This window comes from Virgibacillus senegalensis (genome assembly GCF_000821245.2).
GTDB classification, from domain to species: domain Bacteria; phylum Bacillota; class Bacilli; order Bacillales; family Amphibacillaceae; genus Sediminibacillus; species Sediminibacillus senegalensis.
The window spans coordinates 113,060-133,517 of the sequence record NZ_LN611425.1 but is presented as its reverse complement, the minus strand read 5'-3'; the positions used below and the strand labels follow the sequence as shown (position 1 = coordinate 133,517).

The window sequence follows — 20,458 nt, the reverse complement described above, 5'->3', positions numbered from 1 at the left end:
AGCAGAAACAATATCACTTTTCCGCAATTTACGCTTTTGCTTTTGAGACTTGTTTGCAAATAAGTGACTAGTGTATGCATGAGAGCGTTTAAGCTTCCCAGAACCTGTTTTTTGGAAACGTTTTTGAGAACCTTTGTGGGTTTTCATTTTTGGCATGTTATGTTCCTCCTTGTAATGAATGTTCATACTTGCGGGGAAAATTACCAGCGCATCTCTGCGTCAGCTTGCCCCTCCGGTACGCACGTATCTTTTTATACGCTGTGTTCCTCGGTGCTGCGCTTCCTTGATCTACTTGGTTCTTTTCTTCCTCATATGAACCATTATTTTCTTGAATGTTCATACTTGCGGGGAAAATTACCAGCGCATCTCTGCGTCAGCTTGTCTATCTTCCTCCTGCATGAACCATAAACTTGTTTACTTACGGGTTGAAAAAACAAACCTTACTCGTTCAAGTTATTTTTCGTTGGTTGGTGCTAGCATAAGGAACATGCTGCGGCCTTCCATTTTCGGCTTCGTTTCAACAGTAGAAATGTCTTTACATTCCTCTGCCAATTTTTCCAGGACTTCCTGGCCTAATTCTTTATGCGTAATCGCACGGCCACGGAATCGAATCGAAGCTTTCACTTTATCGCCTTTTTCAAGAAACTTTCTGGCATTGCGCAATTTCGTATTGAAATCATGATCTTCAATACCAGGGCTTAAGCGAACTTCTTTAACATTGATAACTTTTTGTTTTTTCCGTGCTTCTTTTTCTTTCTTTTGCTGCTCAAAGCGATACTTTCCGTAATCCATGATCCGGCATACCGGCGGTTTCGCATTTGGAGCTACTAACACAAGGTCCAAATTTCTTGTTTGAGCGATTTCTAATGCTTCTTGGCGGGATTTAACCCCAAGTTGGTCTCCATTTGAATCAATGAGCCTGACTTCGCGGGCACGAATTTTCTCATTGACATTCATATCTTTGCTAATAATGAGCCACCTCCATAGAGTTTGGAAAAACAATATAAGATCTTGACAAGTTGTATTTGAAAGCATAAAAAAAGTGTCGGTACATATTGCACCCACACGTATCCCTATACAATAAGGATGTTGTAACCTGCCAACTGCAACATGCGTCAATCAGGTGAGAAGCGGGTGCTTCTACTTGCCTCAGATCAATATTTAATTTCACCTATAAAATAATAGCATGAGTATGCTAAGATGTCAACAACCATGGTTGCGTCTATGAAAACGACTATTCCATCATACAAAACTGCCAACGAAAATACAAGCGTTATTTTAAACTCTTTTGACAAAAGCCATTCAGACTCCAGGAAGAGCAGATAAATAACATGCTGTATCCCCGTTATTTTTGCTCATACCTGAGGAGATAGAAAATCACCAGTGTTATATACATAACAACTGGTGATTTCATGTGCATCAGAATACCAAAGAACCTTTCATTACTTTTGGGTCAAAGTTTTTTCGCGAATTTCTGCTTCAATTTGATCGATAAATGTATCCAAAGGCTTGGTCTCTGAATTTTTCTCGCCATAGCGGCGGACGTTTACAGCGCTGTCTTCTATTTCTTTGTCCCCTACGACAAGGGCGTATGGTATTTTTTGTGTTTGCGCTTCTCTTATTTTATACCCGATTTTCTCATCACGCTCATCTACTTCTACCCGGACGCCACGGTACCGCAATTCTTCCTCCACTTTTTTCGCGTAATCCAGGTGAATGCCAGGAGATACAGGAATGATCCGTGCTTGCACAGGAGCAAGCCACGTAGGGAAAGCCCCTTTGTATTCCTCGATAAGGAATGCCACAAACCGTTCCATCGTTGATACTACGCCCCGATGGATAACGACAGGGCGATGTTCTTTACCGTCTTCACCGATGTAAGTCAAATCAAACCTTTCCGGCAAATGAAAATCAAGTTGAACAGTCGATAGCGTTTCATCTTTTCCTAGTGCCGTTTTTACCTGAACATCCAGTTTCGGGCCATAAAAAGCCGCTTCACCTTCTGCTTCTACATAATCAAGCTCCATGTCTTCCATCGTTTCTTTCAACATTGCCTGGGCTTTTTCCCACATTTCATCATTATCCACATACTTCTCGGTATCCGCTGGATCGCGATAGGATAGACGGAAGTAGTAATCATCAATACCGAAATCTTTGTAAACTGCCTGGACTAATTGAACAACACGGATAAACTCGTCTTTAAGCTGATCCGGCCGGGCAAAAATGTGTGCGTCATTCAACGTCATAGCCCGCACGCGCTGTAAACCTGCAAGCGCCCCGGACATTTCATGACGGTGCATGGTCCCAAGTTCTGCAATACGCACGGGAAGATTGCGGTAACTATGGAGTTCATTTTTAAACACCATCATATGATGCGGGCAGTTCATTGGTCTGAGGACAAGATCTTCGTTGTCCATCTCTAAAGTCGGGAACATGTCATCCTTATAATGCTCCCAATGTCCACTCGTTTTATAAAGGTCGACACTGCCTAATACCGGTGTATATACATGGTCATAACCCAAGCGTTCTTCGAGATCGACAATGTAGCGTTCGATTGTCCGGCGGATAGTGGCACCTTTTGGCAACCAAAGCGGCAAGCCCTGACCAACCTGCTGGGATACAGTGAATAAATCGAGTTCTTTTCCGAGCTTGCGGTGGTCCCGTTCTTTTGCTTCTTCACGTAGACGGAGGTACTCATCAAGGCTGCTCTTTTTCTCGAAAGCAGTGCCGTATATTCTCTGCAGCATTTTATTGTTGCTGTCGCCACGCCAATATGCCCCGGATATACTTAACAGTTTGATTACTTTGATTTTGCTTGTAGAAGGTACATGGATACCACGGCACAAATCGAAGAACTCTCCCTGTTGATAGATGGATACTGTTTCCCCTTCAGGAATGGCATCAATCAATTCAAGCTTTAATTCATCGCCGATCTCTCTGAACATTTCCTTTGCTTCTTCTCGAGAAACTTCCTTTCGGACAATTTCCAGATTTTCGTCAATGATCTTTTGCATTTCTTTTTCAATTCTCGGCAAGTCCTCTGGTGTCACGGACACTTCCATATCGAAATCATAATAAAAGCCGTCTTCAATCACAGGGCCAACACCGAATTGCACATTCCCATACAATCGTTTGATGGCCTGAGCCATTAAGTGGGCAGCAGAATGGCGCATAATTTCAATTCCTTCCTGCTGTTTGTTCGTGATGATTTCAATCTCTCCGTTCCCCGGCAGCTCGGTGCGCAAATCATAAGGTTTGCCGTCCAGTTTTACTGCTAGCGCCTGTTTCTTCAACCCCGGTGAAATGGATGCTGCGATATCCTCCCCAGTTGTCCCTTTTGAGTATTCCTTTTCGGCTCCGTCCGGAAATGTAATACGGATCATTTCTGACATCATTGGTCACTCCTTCGATAGTTATGGATTAAAGGGCTGAATAAAATTCAAAAACGCCCGTCCCTATAGCTCTTATAGCTAAGGGACGAGCGTTGGCCTCGTGGTTCCACCCTAATTCCCGCACTAGACGTGCGGCTCATTGGCATCTGTAACGTAGATGGTACGCTGTTACCTACTATCTCGGTTCAATAACAGGGTTCAGAGGTGGTAATCAAAATCAAGGTAATACAGGAAGCTTTCAGCCAGACGGCTTCCCTCTCTAATGTATTCCTGGTCGATTTGATCATATCCTCATCACAACCGATGTGTTAATCATTTATGAACGTAATTATAGCGATACAGTCGGCAAAAATCAAGTCTATTTAATGATTTCATAAATAATTCTGGAACGGAAACCGGGTGAAAGGTTCAAAAACCGCTTTCTCTTGGAAAACATTGATAACAGTCAACGTTTTTGGCTCTGAGGGATGATCCCCGTAAATGACCACACGCTCGGGTGCCATGGCAAGAAGTGGTGTTATATTCAGCTCAGCTTCATCCAAACCGACTATGTACAGCGGCTCCTGCTGAATCAACATTTTTATTTCCATTTTGGAAAACGGCCTGCCGTCCGCTTTATAAAATTTGAAACTCCTTCCTTGTACAACATGCACCAACTTGAATTTTGACTTTTTTTTGGCAACGTATTCCCGTAGCGATTGAACAAAAGACTGGTAATCTTCCTCTCGTTTAAACTCATCGATTGCCATTCCGATAATTTCAATCAGCTCTTCCTTATATGGTTGCAATCGAAAATTCACCAATGATTCAAAGTGAACCGGCTCCTCGGTATGGATGTTTTCATGGAAGCATTTTTTCAATGTTTTGCGAGAATCGATCTCCACAGGGATCGGAACATCTCCTGAATCATCCCCGGACAAAATGGAATGCGCCAGTTCTGAAATCCGATGTACTTCCTCCTTATCTTTGTAATAATACACATTTTTGATTATATCGGCGACCCAGTTGCTTTCTTTATGTTTCGTAAATACATATGCCATCGCCTCGGCAGTGTTAGCCAGTTGCTCCTCCACGGAACGGCTTTCCCGGATTTTGATTCGGTTTCCCCACTTGTCGTTGGATCTCCAGTTCAGTTCTATATCGAGGCCATACTGAACAATCCGATCACAAAATGTCATGGTTTCTGCTTTTGTCTCAAAATAAACCTCTAGCAATGCTCATCACCCTCATCACGATCAAACTGTTACATTATATGGATGAACATTTGAAAAAATGTGTGATCTATCGGAAGAAACCATAATTGATGGCAAAAAAAATAAACGGTACATGATACCGTTTATTTTTCCCCCAAGGAATCGCTATTCCCTCTTATATCACCGGCTATTTACTATTCATCTTGTTTTAATTATTAGAAAATCAGACCACGTAAACGTAGCGAAGGCAAGATACGAAGACTCCTATGGGAACAGCACGAGCTGAAAATCCCGCAAGAAAGCGGTTGGTGAAGCCGTGCCCACGGAAAGCGTAGTATCTTGCCGTAGCGATACGAAAACAACAGGATAAAACGCAAAAAAACAACGGGAGTTCGATTGGCGTTTTTAAATATATTCGTTTTTTGCTTTGGTTGTTATGCTTTTGTCTCGACCTCTTTTGAACTCTCGGCCCATTTCACAAAAAAAGCGGGGCCCGTAACAGTCTACGGTTATTCCCGCCGATTCACCCCAAACAAGGGGATTTCTTTGCTGACTTGTTTGATTCGTTCAATGATTCTTCCTGCTTTTACTTTTTCGACGTCCCCTCTAGTCGTGGTCGCTAAATGATCTTCCAACTGTTCCAGACTGTAATTCGAGGTGAAAAAAACAGGTAATTTTTCCATCATTCTATACTGTAAGATAGATCCCAAAATTTCATCCCTGAACCATGCAGACTGCGATTCTGCTCCTATGTCATCCAGCATCAGCACCGGAATCGTTTTGAATCGCTCCACTTTCTGATTCAGCGAGTCATCCTTTAAGGATGCTTTTATTTCCCGAACAAATTCCGGCATATAGATAATCATGGTCGCTATTCGTTTTTTAGCTAGCTCATTGGCGATTGCACCCAAAAAATGCGTTTTGCCCACTCCAAAAGGCCCGTAAAAATACATCCCTTTTTCTTCTTGCCTGTCGGTTCCAACCGTTTGCAGGTAACGAAGCGATTCTGTAATGGCCTGGCGTCGCTTATCCGTATGATCCAGATCAGCAAAACTGGCATTCAGGATTTCTTTAGGCATATACAGGCTTTGGATCAAAGATTTATGCTTTTGCTGTTCATCCTGTTGAATCTTCTTATAGCACTTCTCATAGCTTAATCGAACAGCTTTTCCATTCACTTGCATGTATGGTGTATATCCAGGAAGGATGTTTTTACACTCTTCCAGGAGGGGACAATCAGCACAATTTTTTGATTGCGAGATAAATTCATAAAACTTCATTAAATTTTTCTCGATATCCGTCTCATCAAGCTGTGGATTGCTCAAGAGCAGCTGCTTCACCTGCGGATCGTTCAAAATCTCACTCCGCAAATGATTGAAATTCTCAAGGAAGGTTTTATTATTTTTCATCCATTTTTTCAAGGAAGCTTGAATAGGTTCCATTATTGATCATCCTTATACTCATACTTCTGTTCCTAAATAGGAGGCGGCAACCTAGCTGCCATTTTCCAAATAACTCCTTATCAGCTCACCGAGGTCTTCCTGGTTTTCTTCTGTTTCCGCAGACATCGGTTTCTCTTGTAAACCTTTATCATTCTGGTGCCCTTTTCTTTCCTTAAACCAGTCTGGTATCACTTCTTTTTTGGCGGGTTTCCGATAATTATTTTGCTTTGCAGAGCCCCACTGCTGGTATTTCTGGTTTTCCGATTTCGCCAGAGCCATAGCCTGTTTAACGGTTGTCACCTTTTTCCTAGCCCAATGGCTTGCAATTTTTTCTAAATAAGCCTTTGAAAGCTTCATATCTGTCTTTAACAAGACGTAATGAACCAGGACATTCATTACCCCAGGGGTAAGTCCTTGCTGTGTCATCACGTCTCTGATGGTTTTTAAATCTTGTGCCGAGGCTTGATTGCCGCCCGACAAATCTTCCAGAAGCTCTTTAGGAGAAATCTCCTCCAGCATTCTAACAAATTGTTCTTCTTTAGACTCCGGCGCCTCCGCGGCTTTTTCTGCTTTCGGGTTGCCCGCTTGTTTTTCGACAAGCTTGATGTCTGCTGGTCTTGCTTTCGCTTGGAATAGATCGTGGCAGGCGGATTTAAATTCTTTTGCATCTAGCTGGTTATCCTCGTTTATGGCCCACATCACGGCACTTTCCAAGTCTTGGACGGGCAAATCATACAACACGGTCATTTGCTGAATCAGTTTTTTATTGGCAGTAGTCAACACCGACCGAGACGAAATCATTCGTTTTTGCAGCAATTGTTCGATCCAGGCAAAGTCCACTTCCTTTTCCGCATACTCGGGATATTTCTTATTGTCCGGCTGTTTTTCTTCCACAGGTGAAACAGGAGCAGTAAAATGATTGATATGGGTATCAAATACATCGGCGAATCCCATTGTTACATTTTCACCTGGCACTTGCTCGCGTTCCTCCACGTCGAACAAACGCAATAACTCCATGTATTTTTTCTCACCAAGATGGTGATAGAGCAACTGTGACAGCATCCCATCATTAAAAAAATCCACCGGCGGAAAAGGAGGAGCCAACTGGTATGTATATATATTTTTTTGTTCCTGCTCTGTTTTATATGTACTTAACAAGCCGATGCCTTCCAGTTTCAGACGGGCCTGATACAACTTATCAAGCGGCAGAGACAAGTAATTCATCAAAGTATGATGTGTTTGCAGTTCTTGTTTGTTGTTTCTTAATTGGCACTCACTCAGCAATGTTTGATATAAAGAAATCGCATCACTGCCTACAAGCGGCTGATACAAATGTGTCAAAGAATGTAAACAATCCATGGATAATGGCGCGTTTATCTTTATAGCAAATCCATCTATCGGGAGTAATTTACCAATATGTTGATGATTCATGCTCTCGTCTCCTTTCTTTAGCTGGATATGCGACGGCAAAATTATTTTTTATCTGTCCGGATCAAATCCTTCAGTTCATCCAAAAACACACTGATATCTTTAAATTGGCGATATACAGAGGCAAAACGTACGTACGCTACTTCATCTACCGAGGAAAGCCGATCCATGACCATTTCGCCAATCTCTTTGCTCTGCACCTCGGAAGTCCCTCTATTTCGCAGCTCTTTTTCGACTTCGACGGCAATCGACTCGATTTGTTCCAATGCTACAGGGCGTTTTTCACAGGCCTTAATCAATCCCCGCATCAGCTTTTCCCGGCTATACTCTTCCCTTGTCCCTTCCTTTTTGACGACGATTAACGGGACTTCTTCCAATCGTTCAAAGGTGGTGAAACGAAAGGAACACGCTTCGCATTCCCTTCTTCTTCTAATTGAACGGCCCTCTTCTATCGGCCTGGAATCGAGAACTTTTGTACTTTTAAATTGGCAGTTAGGACATCTCATTATGTATCAACCCCATATTTTATAGCAGTTTAATTGTATATATCAGCATTCTTTGTCATCGATGTTTCCAAAAAAGTGAGTTCTTTCTTCAGCTGGCTGTACAACTTGGGTATCAAATTATGACTGAATCCGAAATCAAACGGCATGATTGATTCCGTCGTAACAGAAAAATCGATTGCAGTCCGATAAGGCTTTACCATAATGACCGTAGCAATGATGAAAGCCTTCCTACCTCCGGTGTAATTGACACTGATTTCTCCATGCTCTTTTGATTGAGCTACCACCTCGCAGGAATCCGACCTTTTAAAAAAATCCTCAACAGCCTGCAGGCCTTTTTCTTTAGTCGTTTTAAAATAGTGTGTCTGTAAATCCGGATCCCAATGACTTTCACTTGTTTCTGCATGATTGCCAAAATACTTTGTTATCATTTGTCGAAAACTCATGACAGGCACCTCTCAACCTAGACAATGTCTTTTCTTTTTATTTTAACATGTTTTTCTCGATTAAACGATGTCCAAGTTTTTGTCAGGAACTACGACCGGTAATACCTCGGTAAATCACTCAGCACAGAAGGGTTTTTGGCATAAAAAACCCTTGCCGTCTCCTTCTGGCAAGGGTTTTCCGGATCATTCGTTATAAGGCTTTAAACTGACCTACTTCCACTGGACCCAATCCCCGCGGAACTTCTACTTTTTCACTACGGTTTGATTCAAGCGCTTCAGCAATATATTCCGCAGCTATATTCGGATCGATGATATCGCCGCAAGTATAAACATCAATACTCGCATATCCGTGTTCCGGGAAGCTGTGAATTGTTAAATGGGATTCCGATATAATCACGACACCGCTGACACCATACGGTGCAAACTTATGAAAAGCAACCTCGCGAATTTCAGCTCCGGCTTTCAAAGCTGCATTGACAAAAATTTTCTCGATCAATCCCATATCATTTAGTTTATCTATATTACATTCCCAAAGTTCTGCGATAACGTGCCTGCCCATTGTATCCATTCATTAAATCCCCCTTTTAAAGTAAAAAAAGTTTCCTCAATAAAAGTGTGAACCGCCATGGGGGAAAGTTAGTCCTGAGAGGTCCTAACCCTTAAAGCAGTGGATGACCACACTCATTGTGAAGAAAATTGCCGGAAACCGGTCATTTTTATACAGCTTTGTACTAACAGGTATACCTCATTTCTTCGAGGCATTAAACCATCAATCTTCCTTGCGAACGGCAACCGTTAAAAAAAACGGTTGATGTGCAAAAAAAGTATAAACGGTTTACCCTGTTTTTGCAAGCATGTTTTTTTACAGGAGAGAATAAGGGGGGGAATTATTCCCTCCGAATTATTATGGGGTAATCGGCAGCCACTTATCCGTCTCAGGAATATTGGTAACGCTCTTGCTTGCCTGAACGGGTGGAAATAAAACGGGCAAGATCAATCACACGGCAGGCATATCCCCATTCGTTATCATACCATGCGACGATCTTTAAATTATTATCTGCAACGACCATCGTGGATAAACCATCCACCACCGCCGAGTAATCCGTTGTCGTATAGTCGATGGAAACAAGTGGTTGATCACTATATTGTATAATGCCCTGCATCTCATTTTTGCTAGCTCGAATAAAACGCTCATTAACGGATTCGGGAGTGGCATGTTTACCGAGCTCTACTGTTAAATCCACCAATGACACATTCGGAGTAGGAACACGTAATGCTATTCCCTTTAATTTGCCCTCCATGTCGGGAATTACTTCCTTGATTGCTTCAGCCGCCCCCGTGGTGGTCGGAATAATTGATTGTGTGCAGCCGCGGGCTCTGCGTAAATCTTTATGTGGATTATCAAGACTCTGCTGGTCGTTTGTAAACGCATGAACCGTCGTCATCAATCCGTGTTCAATCCCAAAGTCCTGATGCAGCACTTTAAGCAATGGCGCTAAACAATTTGTTGTACAAGAAGCGGCGGAAATCACCTGGTGTTTTTGCGGATCATAATCTGTTTGATTGACCCCCATAACTATGGTGGCATCCACCTCTTTACCTGGTGCGGTTATAATGACTTGTTCAGCTCCCGCTTCCAGATGCTGTCCAGCCGACTCCCTTGTTTTGAACTTTCCAGTTGCCTCTATAACAAGATCTATCCCCAACTCTTTCCAAGGGAGTTCGCTTGGCGTTCGGTTGGAAACAAGTAACACTTTTTTACCGTTTACCTCCACCCCATCCGTAACCGCTTTCACTTCTTCCGAAAATTTTCCGTGTACACTGTCATAATTAATCAAATGGGCAATGGTTTCAGCAGGATAACTTGCGTTGATCGCTACTATTTCCAAATCATTATCGGTAATTGCTCTTCTGAATACCATTCGCCCGATGCGGCCGAATCCATTAATTGCTATACGAGTAGTCATCAGAACGACCTCCTAATAAGATGCATTTTTTATCGACAATTCTACAATAGTATAGCATAATTATTAAACAGCGTGCCATTATTAACTGTATATAAGACAAAAAACAGACAAAGATAAACCATATAGCATAATAGTAGTCCTATTGCAGTTATATTCCAATAAAAAAACCTGGAACACCAGGTTTTTTTAAAGTATCTTCCATTTATTTAAAATGTCGAGCAGCTGTTGCCTGGATTCCTCCAAATTACCGTTGTTGTTGATTACTTCGTCTGCCATATCTGCCTTTTCGTCAAGAGAAAGCTGGGAGCTTATTCTGTCTGTCGCTTCTTCTTCAGTAAAGCCGTTACGTTCCATCAATCGATGAAGCTGTATCCGTTCGTCTACATAAACAACCAGCACCTTGTCAACAAAGTGAGTAAGGCTGCTTTCATATAATAAGGGAATATCCAGTACCACCGCCTTTTCACCTTTGTCTACATATTGATCCCGCTGTTCTAGCATTTTCGCTCTTACTGCAGGATGGACGATTTTGTTCAACTGTTCTCTCTTCGCTTTATTTTTGAATATTATTTCCCCCAATTTACCGCGATCCAGATTTCCGTCAGGGAAAAGCACTTCCTCACCGAAAGCATTGACTATGTCGCGATAGGCAGTCTCTCCCTTTTCAACGACCTTTCTGGAAATAACATCTGCATCAATGATGGGAATATTTGCTTCGGCAAGCATGCCGGCAATAGTACTTTTCCCGCTTGCGATGCCTCCCGTCAGTCCGATCACAAGTGTCATTGCTACCACACCTTCATGTTATTTTTAAAATTCCGATGGCGATGAGAACCAATCCGGGAAGAAACGTCAGCCGGTGAAGCCAGCGCCAATAAGAAAATAAATAGCCGCTCTTTAAACCGCCTGCCAAAAAAATTCCTGTGGTCGCTCCGATTCCCATGGCTGCCAACCACGGAGTGAAACCAAGCATGGCAGCTCCAATCCCGGCCCCAAATGAGTCGACGGACAAAGCCAAACCCAACAGCAAAGCTTCTATTCCGGCAATGTTCCCCGATTTATCAAAGTCAGCCGCCATCGGTTTCTTTAGTATTTCAATCACGATACCAAGTGATTTTATTTCAAATTTCAACACGATCGGCTCATCCGCTTGGGTATTATCGGTACGGAAAAATTGGTAAACGACCCAAATTCCAATCAATATCAGAACGGTTCCGCCAAACATTTCAGCTACAGCAGGATCAAGAAAAGAAGCAATAACTGTGCCGATCAACATCGAAATAAAAAAGACCGAAGCAGTTATAAACGCAATCAGAAAGATGATCCGGGGTTTAAGCACCATTTTCCGTAACCCATAGGTGAACCCTACCATGAAACTGTCCAGGCTGACAGCAAAAGCAAGCAGTACAAAGGTGGAGATATCAGCCATATCTTTAGCTCCTTTTTCCGTATACTTTTACGAGTTAGTATATGGATGGAGCTTTACGCTTGTGCTTTCCCTACTTTTGGCAGTTCAAGCAAATATGTGTCCCTCTGCCGCCCACCTTGATTTTGGTGATTGGACCTCCACATTGTTTGCATGGTTCTTTTTCCTGCCCATATACATACAATTCCTGTTGGAACATGCCGATTTGTCCCTGGCTGTTCACATAGGAGCGGATGGTCGTTCCACCTTGCTCAATAGCGAGTTCCAATGTGTCCACAGCCTTTTGATGGATGTTGGAAACTTCATCCCTTGAAAGGCTCGTCCCTTTCCTCTCTGGATGAATACCTGCTTTGAAAAGCGTTTCGTCTACATAAATATTGCCAAGCCCGGCGATGACTGTCTGATCCAGTAAAATAGACTTAATAGTCCGTTCGCTTTTGTGGACCTTATTAAAAAATTGATCAAAATCGAATGCAGGACTAAACGGATCTGGCCCCAGCTGGCTTAAAGGTCTCTGCTGGGAAGCTGTTCCTTTTTCAACCAAATGCATCGTGCCGAATTTCCTCACATCTTTATAACGGAGTTCGCTGCCATCTGTAAAAGTGAAAATAACATGCGTATGGTTAAGCACGGGCTCGTGCTGCTCATAAACACCGTACTTTCCTTCCATTCGCAAGTGGGAAATCAATGTATAGTTGTCCAATTCAAATAACAAAAATTTCCCTTTACGGCCAATATCCAGGATTGTTTGACCTGAAAGCATTTCCTTGAATAGTTGAACGTCCGCAGGCTGCTTGATTATATTCTCCCAGTATACTTTTACTTCATCAATTTGTTTATTACGAACCAATTCCAATAATGTTTTTCTGATTGTTTCCACTTCTGGTAATTCTGGCATTACCAATTCTCTCCCTGCTATTTTGCATCGTACCATGTCTTCCCATAAGCATAATCTACTTTTAATGGCACGTTCAGTTCGATTGCACCTTCCATCACCATCGGGACGATGGACTTCAGTTTGTCCAATTCAGTGCCCGGAGCTTCCAAAATCAATTCATCATGCACTTGAAGCAGCATTCTGGCCTCAACCTGTTCTTCCTTCAATTTGTGGTGAAGGTTGATCATCGCCAATTTGATGATATCCGCTGCACTTCCCTGGATTGGTGTATTCATCGCTGTCCGTTCAGCAAAGCTTCTCTTATTGAAGTTCCGGCTAGTGATGTCAGGCAAATATCTTCTTCGATTCATGATTGTGGAAACATAACCCGCTTGCTTTGCTTCCTGAACAATTTCTTCCATATAGTCTCTAACACCCAAATACGTATCCAGGTATCGGTCGATGAATTTCTTTGCTTCTTTTCTGGTAATTCCCAGACTCTGTGACAAACCGTAATCACTTATCCCGTAAACAATTCCAAAATTTACGGCCTTCGCCTGCCTTCGCATATTCGGCGTTATTTCATCTTCCGCAACATGAAAAACCTCCATGGCGGTTTGGGTATGAATGTCTTTATTTTCGTTAAATGCTTCAATTAGTTTTTCGTCATTGGCAATATGCGCAAGGACACGCAGCTCGATTTGGGAATAATCTGCAGCAAATACAATCCAATCCTCTTTGGAAGCGGTAAACGCCTCCCGGATTTTCCTGCCTTCTTCTAACCGAATCGGGATATTCTGCAAGTTCGGGTCGGTTGAACTCAATCTGCCCGTTTGCGTAAGTGCCTGGTTAAACCGGGTGTGGATTTTGTGATTGTCTTGATGAACTACCTTTAACAAACCTTCTATATAGGTAGACTGCAGTTTGCCCAGTTGTCTGTATAACAACAACTTCGGAATGATTTCATGCTGATCCTGTAACTGTTCCAAAATATCGGCAGAAGTTGAATAGCCTGTTTTCGTTTTTTTGATGACAGGTAATCCGAGTTTTTCAAACAAAATCGGTCCGAGTTGTTTTGGTGAATTCAAATTGAACTCCTCGCCAGCCAGCTCAAACACCTGCTCTTCAATTTCTTTTAATCGGCGTTGCAGCTCGGCACCCATTTCCTCGAGTCGTTTCACATCGACACGGACACCGGTATGCTCCATTTCACCCAATATGATCGCAAGCGGCATTTCCAATTCACGAAATAATTCGTACTGCTGGTTTTCTTTCAATTGTTGCTCGATACTGTCTTTCAATCGATAAATCATCGCTGTTTTACGAGTTACATGCTCTGCAAGCTGATCCTGTTCTGGAAGCTTAAGCTTCGCACCTTTTCCATATACTTCTTCATCATATAATACCCCTTTTTCCCCCATCCGGTGGCAAATGGCCGGGATATCGTGATGATTTTCGGAAGGATTAATTAAGTAGGATGCAAGCAGAAAATCAAATTCGATTCCTTTGACATCGATACCCTTGTTTAGCAAAGCGACAGTGGTCTTCTTTGCATCAAACACATATTTTTTCATTGCCGGATCCTCAGCCCACTGTTTGAAAGCAGAAGAGTTTACAGCAATCTCTGTCGGGACAAAGTAATTTTGCCCGGAATTGACGATGCCGAATCCTTCGATCGGTGCAGTATGGTAATTGTCCTGCAGCATTTCGACAACCATCGCTTCTTCTCCTGTAAACAAATCATCGGAGATTTCCTCCAGGATTGAAAAATCAAATTCCGGCAATGCTTCATTTGTTTCCGCTTCGCCGGCTTCATCTCCTTCAATTCTGCTAAGCAAGGATTGAAAGCCGAGTTCTTTAAATAGAGCGCTAACTTTATGGGCTTCATATCCTTGAAACGGTAGATTCTCCAAACCGATTTCCAGCGGTGAATTGCAGGAAATCGTCGCAAGTTCCTTACTCATATATGCATCCTGTTTATGGTTTTCGAGTTTTTCTTTTAGCTTTTTCCCGCTTATTTCATCCAAATGATCATACAAGTTATCGAGGGTTTCATATTGCTTCAGGAGTTTGACAGCTGTTTTTTGGCCGATCCCGGGAACACCGGGAATATTATCTGAGCTGTCCCCCATTAAAGCTTTCATATCAATGATTTGGTCAGGTTTAACCTCCATTTTTTCCAGGAGAAAAGAAGGAGTGTAAGCATCAATATCGCTAAGTCCTTTCTTTGTCAAGCTCACCGTAACCCTTTCGGAAACGAGCTGCAGAAGGTCTTTATCACCCGAAATCACATTTACTTCCCATTCCTTTTCCTCACCTTGTTTCGCGAGGGTTCCGATGATGTCATCTGCCTCATATTGATTAAGCTCATAATGTGGAATACTGAATGCATCCAGTAATTCGCGCAAAAGAGGAAACTGTTCAGAAAGCTCTGGCGGTGTTTTTTGTCTGCCGCCTTTATATTCCTGATATGTTTTATGACGAAAGGTAGTTTTTCCTGCGTCAAAAGCGACCAGCATGTGGGTAGGCTTTTCCGTATCTAATATTTTTAATAGCATATTGGTAAATCCATATATCGCATTTGTGTAGACACCTTTGTCATTGTTCAAAAGCGGCAATGCAAAAAATGCCCGATAGGCGATGCTGTTGCCATCGATTAGGATAAGTTTATTTGTCATCTTTTGCTCTCCTTTTTTCTTTTCTTATAGAATGTTGTAGCTCCCTACAAGGTAATTGTCGTTATTTGTTGTATGTATTCTTTGCTAACTAATCATTCCGTCTTCCCTTCTATCTTATCATGTTTAAGGAAAAGAAGAAAAAGTCATTCACCAGGAAGCAGCTAGCCACTCCACCAATGTTGAAGAAATTGTGTCTACATCCCGTTTAGGCAAGGAAATAAGTTCATGGGGGATCTGGCAGAGGCAATGTGCTGAACGGAATGAAATCTCGGTATTATATCCTCTTCCCAACACAAAGGGCTGCCCACCAGTCCTTTGACTAAATGAACAACCCGTTTTTTTGTTTAAGAAGAAGCCATTTTCGCTACTTTAATTATTTTTCCATTAAATAGGTCATCGAGGAGGAAATCAATGCTTAAAAAGTACGACTTTTTATGTATTTTCCGTTAAGCATTAAAAAATGGACTACGTTATGTCTCCCATCAATCCCATTATGTTGAAACAAGAGATAATAATCCAATTTTACTCCGGTTTTAAAGGAACTTTAATCGTGAAAGTTGTTCCTTCATTTACCTTGCTCTCTAAATAAATGGATCCCTTATGAGCCTCGATGATATGCTTGACAATCGCTAAACCAAGTCCAGTACCGCCAGTATTTCTGCTTCTTGCCCGATCAACTCGATAAAAACGTTCAAAAATGCGACTTTGAGCTTCCTCCGGAATTCCGATGCCGGTATCGGTTACGATAATTTTCAACAAATTGGAATCGGAGCTGACGGTCAACACCACTTTTCCGTGCTCTTGCGTATAATTGACCGCGTTGTTCAACAAATTGATAAACACCTGTTTCATTCGTTCTCCATCTATTACGGCCACTAATTCGTCTGGAAGATTGACAGACACCTCGATTTCCTTTTTCTCAGCTTGCTGCCGGACAACAGGCAGTAAATCATTTACCAATAAAGTTACATCATAATTCCCATACTCCAAACGCAACTCGTCTTTTTCCAGTTTTGATAGCTCCAATAAATCATGTACCAAGGCTTGCAAACGGCCACTTTCTGTCAGAATGATTTCTAAAAATTGACGGCGAAGCTCGGTATCGTCCATCGCTCCTTCCAGCAACGTTTCTGCAAAACCTTTGATGGAAGTAATCGGGGTTTTGAGTTCATGGGAAACATTTGCCACAAAATCCTTCCGCATTTCCTCCAGCCTTTTTAACTCCGTAATATCATGGAACACCAATACGGCACCTTTTAACTCCTTCTTCTCATTGAAGAGAGGTGCACCGACAGCTTCAACAGATTTCCGTTCCAATCCGGTAGGAATAGAAAAGGAGACCTTCACCTTATCTTCATACAAAAAAGCTTCTTGGACTGCTTTATGTATTTTTTCCTGTATCAGGACTTCATAGTAAAGAAACCCCACATAATCCTTTTCCTCGGCACCGAAAATTGACAAAAATTTCCGATTGACCATATGGACATATCCTTTTTCGTCAATCAGCATCAAACCGCTTTCCATATTGTCTATCACGGTACTCATCTGATTTTCCTGCATTTTTTCCTGTAACGTAATTTGCTGTAAGCTTCTTGCCAGAACATTGATGGAATTGCTTAATTTCCCAGCCTCCCCAAAATAACTGACATAGGTTCTCGCCTTGTAGTTTCCCCGTACCAGTTCGTCAGCCACCCTTGCTGCTGACTGAATGGGTTTTATGTATTTCTCGAAAATATTCATGATTAAAACCATAAAAACGATCAATCCGCCAAGAAGGCTGCTAATGCCTATGATCCTTTCTGTGAATCCCAATAATGGTATGATGATGACAGCCATGCCGGCAAAGACTAAGACTACTACAAAAATGTAGCTGAGAAAGGGTCGTACGTTAACCGATCCCATTTACATGATCCTCCATTTTGTACCCTAGCCCTCTAATCGTTTTAATATAGACCGGGTGTTTTGTATCAGGCTCTATTTTCTCCCGCAAATGACTGACATGTACATCCACAATGCGCGTGTCTCCAACGAAATCGTAGTTCCATACAGCACTAAGCAATTGATCCCTTGATAGCACTTTTCCTTTGTGTTTGGCCAGATAAAGTAAGAGTTCAAACTCTTTTCTCGTAAATAGCAATGGTTCACCCTTGAGCACTGCTTCGTATTGTTCGGGGTAGATTACCAAATCAGCAATTTTCAAAAAAGACATATCCGCTTCAGCAGGCTGCTTATTGGTCCTGCGCAAAATCGCTTTGATGCGGGCTATGACCTCCTTAGGACTGAACGGTTTCGTTAAGTAATCATCCGCGCCTAATTCAAGACCAAGAACTTTATCGAACTCGTCATCTTTAGCTGTCAACATCAAAATAGGAGTGTCTATTTGTTTTTGCCTGAGCAGCTTGCAAACTTCCGTCCCATCAAGCTCAGGAAGCATGATGTCCAGAACAATCATGTCAAAATTCTCCTGAACGGCTTTTTGGACTGCCGTCTGCCCATCGTATGCCACATCGGTATCAAAGCCTGCTTGTTCAATATTGTACCTCAACAAAGTGACAATCGATTCCTCATCGTCTACTATCAAAATCTTGCGGTTCATCCCAACACCCCATTGTCTCTAGTATGTCTGCTTTCTTTTTTCATCATACAATGAAGGAAGGGTTATGTGAATACAAGAAGCCTCTTTATTATCCATGTCATCTGTAAATTTTCCTTTACAAACTTTACATTTTACCGGGTGATCAACTCCTTTTAGTAAAAATTCTCCAAAGAGGAAGCAATCATCGATTTCGGTTCATAAGCAGGACAGACGACCAATTCTCCCTCTAGCACGGTTCTATTTTCCGTATCGTTACCACGGACATCCAACTTCACCTGATGCTTATCCAAATCGATCGAGGAAATATGCAAGTGAAAAAAGAGCTTGCTTTCATGATAGACAGGATGGGGATAGCGAAGCTGCTGCTCCAGAATATGGCTTCCTGGTCCCGGAAGGTGCATGGAAACAATAGAAGAAACGTTTCCAAACAAAAGAACAGACGGGACAATTGGACGTTTGTAGGGAGTTTGTGAAGCATAATCATGTTGGAGATATAGTGGGTTGGCATCGTTGGTAATTCCCAGATAAAACAGTAAATCCTGATCAGTCAATTGATAATCCTGTTGGTAAGAATCTCCGACATTCAATTCGGTTATCTTTTTACCCAAAGGTCTTTTTTTATCAAACATCCTAAACGCCTCCTGTTATGTATGCGCTTTCTTTCCATTATACCGGAAACAAACCAGACATGAAAAGGGAAGAATAAAGAAAGATGACGGTGAAAGAAAAGCGCAACTGCCCGTATGTCACCTTTTTCCTTCAGGGCCCCTCCTCGTCCTATCCTCTACTAATTATCTGCTACTATACTTACTTCTATTTGGGAGAATAGGAACCTCTTCCTAAATAAAAAAGATTTTATCGTTCCTTAAAGATACAAAAGGTAACCTAATGTTAGGGAAATTACTTTCCTTCTGGGTGAAATAAAGTACTAACCAACCGCTGCGGCAGCATACTTCGCTTTCCGCGGGCACGGCCTCAGCTTCCTCAGAAGCACACCCCGCTTCTTGCGGGATTTTCGGACACGTGCTGTTCCCACAAGAGTCTACGTATGTTGCGCTGGGCGTAGCATTCTGAACAAAGGAAATACAGCTTTCCTCCCACTTGGCTCATTCCAAAGTTACACATATTTCGAAACAAACAGGATGTTCGGATTTTCTCCCTATTTTTCTAAATATAAGCTTTCACCACACCAAGAAAAAGTTGCTAGTTTCCTCCGGTGGTCATCCATTGCGCGGAAATACCCTGCGCTTTCCGCGGGCGGCTGGTGAGCTTCCTCGAGCCAAAGCTCTGCGGGATCTCACCGAGGCCTTTCCTCCCGCGGGAGTCTTCGGGTATTTCCTCCGCAAGGAACAGCTTCTTGTTTCTAAATAAGATTTCCAAGAAAAGCTCCGACAGCGAAGAGAATCAAATTGTATTCTCAATGATTATTAGAGTTCTACCTTCGCTGGTTAGCACTTTGGAATAGTAATATTCTCAAATAGAACATGTCTGGCAAAAGAGTCTTCTGGAACTTCTAAAACAAAAAAGCTTTATGAGGAATATGGATCCCCATAAAGCTTTTCTATTAATTCAATATGTCGATTACCTTTTTAACAGACTCCGCCGACTTATCGAGGGCTGCTTTCTCATCTTCCATTAAATCGAGTTCGATGATGTCTTCCAAGCCATTTCCTCCGATGATAGTAGGAACCCCTAAATAAATATCTGAGTATCCATATTCGCCTTCCAGATAAGCGATGGAAGGAAGGACACGACGTTGATCTTTCAAAATGGCTTCTGCCATCACAGTCAAGGAAGCTGCCGGAGCATAATAAGCACTTCCATTTCCTAAAAGATTGACGATTTCACCGCCGCCTGTTCTAGTCCGGGCAACAATTTCATCCAGCCGTTCCTTGGAAATAAGATTTTCCAATGGTATTCCTCCGGCGAAAGAGTAACGAATCAATGGGACCATGTCATCACCGTGACCGCCTAAAACAAAGCCAGTAATGTCTTTGACCGACAAATTAAGCTCTTCTGCTACAAAAGTTCGGAATCTCGCAGTATCAAGCACGCCTGATTGACCGATCACACGGTTTTTCGGTAAACCCGATTCTTTGAAAACGGTATAAGTCATCGCGTCAACTGGATTAGTCAGGACGATGATAAAAGTATCCGGTGAGTACTTCATGATTTGCTGTGTCACACTTTTCATTATTTTAGCATTTGTGTTGACCAAATCATCCCGGCTCATCCCCGGCTTTCTCGCAATACCGGCAGTAATGATGACCAGGTCGGATCCCTCGGTATCCTTGTAATCTGCAGTTCCGATTATCTTCGCATCAAAACCTTGGACAGGGCTTGCTTCCAACATATCAAGAGCCTTACCTTTTGTAGGGTCTTCCATGTCCGGTATGTCTACCAAAACAACGTCAGACAATTCTTGTTGTGCAAGCATCAACGCAGTAGTAGCTCCAGTGAAACCACCGCCTACTACAGACACTTTTTTCCGTTTAATGGCCATGATATTA

General features: G+C 42.3%; 18 protein-coding genes and 1 other annotated feature. All 18 genes read right to left on the bottom strand.

Features of this window, described 5'->3' with window-relative positions:
* Nucleotides 1–147: 50S ribosomal protein L35 (gene rpmI, locus BN1067_RS20635; protein ID WP_407701376.1), on the bottom strand; the 147-nt coding region annotated here is incomplete at its 3' end.
* A gap of 306 nt (nucleotides 148–453) precedes the next feature.
* Nucleotides 454–957 carry a translation initiation factor IF-3 gene (infC, locus tag BN1067_RS11280; protein WP_053218953.1) on the bottom strand — a complete coding sequence of 168 codons (504 nt, stop codon included), beginning with the start codon at nucleotides 955–957 and terminating at the stop codon, nucleotides 454–456.
* Nucleotides 958–1,030: 73 nt separating this feature from the next.
* Nucleotides 1,031–1,152 (bottom strand) — a sequence feature (ribosomal protein L20 leader region).
* Between the two features lie 290 nt (nucleotides 1,153–1,442).
* Nucleotides 1,443–3,392, bottom strand: a complete 1,950-nt coding sequence (gene thrS / locus BN1067_RS11275) for a threonine--tRNA ligase (RefSeq protein WP_053218952.1) — start codon at nucleotides 3,390–3,392, stop codon at nucleotides 1,443–1,445.
* Nucleotides 3,393–3,763: 371 nt separating this feature from the next.
* The gene (gene ytxC / locus BN1067_RS11270) at nucleotides 3,764–4,606 is read right to left on the bottom strand and encodes a putative sporulation protein YtxC (RefSeq protein ID WP_053218951.1); all 843 of its coding nucleotides are present in this window, start codon (nucleotides 4,604–4,606) and stop codon (nucleotides 3,764–3,766) included.
* A gap of 488 nt (nucleotides 4,607–5,094) precedes the next feature.
* Nucleotides 5,095–6,027 carry a primosomal protein DnaI gene (gene dnaI, locus BN1067_RS11265; protein WP_053218950.1) on the bottom strand — a complete coding sequence of 311 codons (933 nt, stop codon included), beginning with the start codon at nucleotides 6,025–6,027 and terminating at the stop codon, nucleotides 5,095–5,097.
* A gap of 51 nt (nucleotides 6,028–6,078) precedes the next feature.
* Nucleotides 6,079–7,458, bottom strand: coding sequence for a replication initiation and membrane attachment family protein (locus BN1067_RS11260; protein WP_053218949.1), 1,380 nt, complete (start codon nucleotides 7,456–7,458; stop codon nucleotides 6,079–6,081).
* A gap of 41 nt (nucleotides 7,459–7,499) precedes the next feature.
* Nucleotides 7,500–7,961 carry a transcriptional regulator NrdR gene (gene nrdR, locus BN1067_RS11255; RefSeq protein WP_053218948.1) on the bottom strand — a complete coding sequence of 154 codons (462 nt, stop codon included), beginning with the start codon at nucleotides 7,959–7,961 and terminating at the stop codon, nucleotides 7,500–7,502.
* A gap of 29 nt (nucleotides 7,962–7,990) precedes the next feature.
* On the bottom strand, nucleotides 7,991–8,404 hold the full coding sequence (locus BN1067_RS11250; protein ID WP_053218947.1) for a hypothetical protein: 414 nt from the start codon (nucleotides 8,402–8,404) through the stop codon (nucleotides 7,991–7,993).
* Nucleotides 8,405–8,594: 190 nt separating this feature from the next.
* A complete protein-coding gene (speD, locus tag BN1067_RS11245) occupies nucleotides 8,595–8,972 on the bottom strand; it encodes an adenosylmethionine decarboxylase (protein ID WP_053218946.1) in 378 nt (125 codons plus the stop codon).
* Nucleotides 8,973–9,339: 367 nt separating this feature from the next.
* On the bottom strand, nucleotides 9,340–10,374 hold the full coding sequence (locus tag BN1067_RS11240) for a glyceraldehyde-3-phosphate dehydrogenase (RefSeq protein ID WP_110943461.1): 1,035 nt from the start codon (nucleotides 10,372–10,374) through the stop codon (nucleotides 9,340–9,342).
* Between the two features lie 183 nt (nucleotides 10,375–10,557).
* Nucleotides 10,558–11,157: a dephospho-CoA kinase gene (gene coaE / locus BN1067_RS11235; RefSeq protein ID WP_053218944.1), complete on the bottom strand. Its 600-nt coding sequence runs from the start codon at nucleotides 11,155–11,157 to the stop codon at nucleotides 10,558–10,560.
* Between the two features lie 13 nt (nucleotides 11,158–11,170).
* Entirely contained in the window at nucleotides 11,171–11,800 is a 630-nt protein-coding gene (gene ytaF, locus BN1067_RS11230; protein WP_053218943.1) for a sporulation membrane protein YtaF, read from the bottom strand.
* A 70-nt stretch (nucleotides 11,801–11,870) separates the two neighbouring features.
* Entirely contained in the window at nucleotides 11,871–12,695 is an 825-nt protein-coding gene (gene mutM, locus BN1067_RS11225; RefSeq protein ID WP_053218942.1) for a DNA-formamidopyrimidine glycosylase, read from the bottom strand.
* A 17-nt stretch (nucleotides 12,696–12,712) separates the two neighbouring features.
* Entirely contained in the window at nucleotides 12,713–15,352 is a 2,640-nt protein-coding gene (gene polA, locus BN1067_RS11220; protein ID WP_053218941.1) for a DNA polymerase I, read from the bottom strand.
* A gap of 522 nt (nucleotides 15,353–15,874) precedes the next feature.
* The gene (gene pnpS, locus BN1067_RS11215; protein WP_053218940.1) at nucleotides 15,875–17,254 is read right to left on the bottom strand and encodes a two-component system histidine kinase PnpS; all 1,380 of its coding nucleotides are present in this window, start codon (nucleotides 17,252–17,254) and stop codon (nucleotides 15,875–15,877) included.
* Nucleotides 17,241–17,948, bottom strand: coding sequence for a response regulator transcription factor (locus BN1067_RS11210; protein ID WP_053218939.1), 708 nt, complete (start codon nucleotides 17,946–17,948; stop codon nucleotides 17,241–17,243). The genes pnpS and BN1067_RS11210 overlap by 14 nt, the downstream gene beginning before the upstream one ends.
* A gap of 152 nt (nucleotides 17,949–18,100) precedes the next feature.
* The gene (locus BN1067_RS11205) at nucleotides 18,101–18,577 is read right to left on the bottom strand and encodes a MaoC/PaaZ C-terminal domain-containing protein (protein WP_053218938.1); all 477 of its coding nucleotides are present in this window, start codon (nucleotides 18,575–18,577) and stop codon (nucleotides 18,101–18,103) included.
* Between the two features lie 935 nt (nucleotides 18,578–19,512).
* Nucleotides 19,513–20,451 carry a malate dehydrogenase gene (mdh, locus tag BN1067_RS11200; RefSeq protein WP_053218937.1) on the bottom strand — a complete coding sequence of 313 codons (939 nt, stop codon included), beginning with the start codon at nucleotides 20,449–20,451 and terminating at the stop codon, nucleotides 19,513–19,515.
* Nucleotides 20,452–20,458: the final 7 nt, after the last annotated feature.